The organism is Bartonella sp. AP280QHHD (assembly GCF_042196125.1).
Taxonomy (GTDB): Bacteria; Pseudomonadota; Alphaproteobacteria; order Rhizobiales; family Rhizobiaceae; genus Bartonella.
Map to the genome: position 1 here is coordinate 1 of NZ_JBHIPQ010000054.1, position 2,892 is coordinate 2,892.

The window sequence follows — 2,892 nt, forward strand, 5'->3', positions numbered from 1 at the left end:
TTTTTTTTTTACTTTAAAATATCAAGCTTTGGGGAGGGTTGTTAGTTGCTCTACATTAAAGAGTGGTTTATCAAAGTCCTATTGGGTTGGTATGGGGTTGCATGGGATACAACGATTTGATAGGGATTTTATTGAAATTTGATTGGGTGGTGATTGTCATGTCCTTTTGGGGTGTATGGTTTGCTTGAGAGCAAAGATAGCAAAGTTCGTTAACCATTATCAAATTCTCTCTGTTTTTTTTGTACGGCACTGTTCACAATAAAACCTAAGATGCCTGTGATCATGGTGGCGATGCCAATGATAAACAGTGTGCTTTGGGTGTGATGCACTTTTACAAAACCGGCTCCTAGAAAGCCAAGGCACACCGCTGTTTGTATGATAAAGATATAGGCAGGCATTTGGTTGTTTCGGTGTTCTTTCTGAATGGCTTTCATCATAAAACTTGCCATCAGAGCATTTTGCACGCCGTTAGCACCCCCAAGGATGAAAAATGACAGCATCATTAACCATACAATATGTGTTAAGGAAAAGCAGAAAATTGCAAAGCCGATGATTGCAGCGGCAAGTGATGCTCCAGCGGCATTACCAAAGCGATGAAAAAGGCTGGAGAAACAGAGTGGACCAACCACGAGGCCAAGACTTAACATGCTTGTGATTACCCCATAGGTTTCTGCACTGAAGTACAGCTCAGTGCGGATGCGGACAATCGATAAGACGTTGAGAGCAGAGGTGAGGATGATGGTAATGATGAGGGGAGAAAGAGCATAGACAACATTTTTTTTACGCAAGAGACCCGTTAAATCTAGCCCTTTTTTGCTTTTTTGCGTTGTGTTTGTCGTTTGTGTATGAATTTTTAAACTTTTAAAACAGAAGAGAGTGATAAAGGTAGCAAAAAGAACCATGATGGATAGTGCAAAGAGCCCTTTTTGCCCGTTTGAAAGACCATATAGTACACCTCCTAACAGTGGTCCTGCAATGTAGCCGAGATTACGGACTGTTTGGATAATGCGGTTGTTACGGTCTAATTGATGATCATTGGTTGCAAATTCTGGGACGGAAACGAGGATAGCGGACCAAAAGAGTGAACCAGCACAACCTAGTGCGAAAGAAAGTGCAATATAAACCCAAAATTGGTTGGCGATTGCGGCAACAGCTATGAAGAGTGCTTCAAACAATAAAACAATGGGTACTGTTCGCGCTGGTTGGAAGCGATGTAAGAGACGTGGTGCAATGGGGCCTGCACAAATTGCCCCGACAAGCCCTGCAAACAGCAGCATTGAAATAGATGCTGTGCTTTCTGCTAAGTGGAGAGCAAATGTAACTTGTGCTGTTTCATCGGCAAAGCTGCTAAAGCCCAAAACAAGGAAAAGCCCCATTTGGGTGACAATCATGGATTTTTTCTTTGTCACAATGCTCCTCCCCAAGAGGTTATAAGGTACAATTTTCTTCTACGTGTTTATGGTATATCCCATGCTTTGTATAGTTTTTCTTGATGATCAGTTGAGAAAGGAAGTTTTCAGAGCTCTTTTCCAAAACAAGCACAATGCCTATTGGCAGCGATGAGCAACTCCTTATGTTTTTTTTAAGGGGAGTATTAAGGATGATGGGCTGGTGAAGTTGTCTGATATGAGAGACAATGATACAAAAAGACAATCAGAAAATTTTGCAAAAAAGCTGCACTATGCGTGCAGCTTTTTATGTATTTGCTTTAAAGGTAGACGTTTTAAAGCATGAAAGTGTCCTTACGGCTTCTATAACCATAATAGCCAAAAACACTGGAAATAATGGCGCCTACCAGACTTCCTAAAAAGCCCCACCACCCCATATTGGAGGCTGTTTTTGTGGCTTTAGTTGCAGTGTTTTTTGCTCCCTTGATCGTATCCTCAAGATTGTCTGAGAGTGTTTCTGCCCGTTCTTCAAGGACTTTGATGGCTTTTTCGGTTTTTTCTTCTGCGCTTTGATAGAGTTGAACAGCATGGTTGGCTGCTGTTTGTGCATCCGAACGGGACATGCCATCTTTTATGAGGGCATTGATGATATCACTTCGATTAAATTTTGTCGTGAGATCTTCTACACGATCGGACAGGCGCTCACCAAGATTTTTTAAAGTGGTGCGATAGTAAGAAGGATCATTTTTGAAAGCTGTTATCGCAGAACCAATATCATTGAGTGCAGCTTGATAGGTTTGTTTCAAGCGATCAGGGTTGAGAGCAGGAATGTCGCTTTTATTGAGAAGGGTGCGCAATTCACTCGAAAGTTGGTCAAAATTGATATCATTGTCACTATTTTTTGCAAAAAACTGTTCAAGACTTTCGCTGTTTAAGTTTGCAAGTATAGGGGAAATATTGTTTTTTAGGCTGTCTACGGTTTGTTGGACCATGGAGCTGTTTTCTAGAGCCGTTTTAGCTCCTATCTTTGCTGTACTAGAAACCACGTGGATGGCTTGGAGGGTCATCAGCAATGTTATGAGAGCCCAAGTGAGAAAGCCATGAAGAATCCCTGAGGTTTCAGCAAAACGTCCAGCTACAAAGCCTCCCAAGGCTAGGCTAATCAGTGTAACGATAACAGAACCCACGCCAAAGGAGAGGAAAGAGCCTTCAAATGGGGTTGAAGAAGTGAAATCCATTTGGCTTAAGCCTAAAGCGGCGACCAGAAAAGAGAGGCAGATTGAGGTGGCAAGAGCCGTCACCAGTCCCGCAAAGATTGCGGACCATGAAATGGGTGTGTGAAAGAGTGAATACTTTTCTTCTAGAGACGTTTCTCCTAGAAAATTCGTCTCAAATGGTGTGTTTTCAGGAATGCGAGTTTCCATGTTTTATCTCCTTGAATATGCTGGAGATACAATGCCTTTTTGCTAATTATGTTCCAAAAGTGAATAGATATGCGCCAAAA

Annotated in this window: 2 protein-coding genes; both read right to left on the minus strand. The window is 42.0% G+C overall.

What is annotated here, in order from left to right; all coding sequences use genetic code 11:
• Positions 1 to 209 precede the first annotated feature (209 nt).
• Entirely contained in the window at positions 210 to 1,409 is a 1,200-nt protein-coding gene (locus ACFIMK_RS08730) for an MFS transporter (protein WP_375638863.1), read from the minus strand.
• A 314-nt stretch (positions 1,410 to 1,723) separates the two neighbouring features.
• Entirely contained in the window at positions 1,724 to 2,812 is a 1,089-nt protein-coding gene (locus ACFIMK_RS08735) for a DUF3792 domain-containing protein (RefSeq protein WP_375683049.1), read from the minus strand.
• Between the last annotated feature and the right edge of the window lie 80 nt (positions 2,813 to 2,892).

What these genes read in the sequence shown, in the direction of transcription:
- ACFIMK_RS08735 (WP_375683049.1), bottom strand. Translation starts at nt 2,812, where the DNA reads ATGGAAACTCGCATTCCTGAAAACACACCATTTGAGACGAATTTTCTA.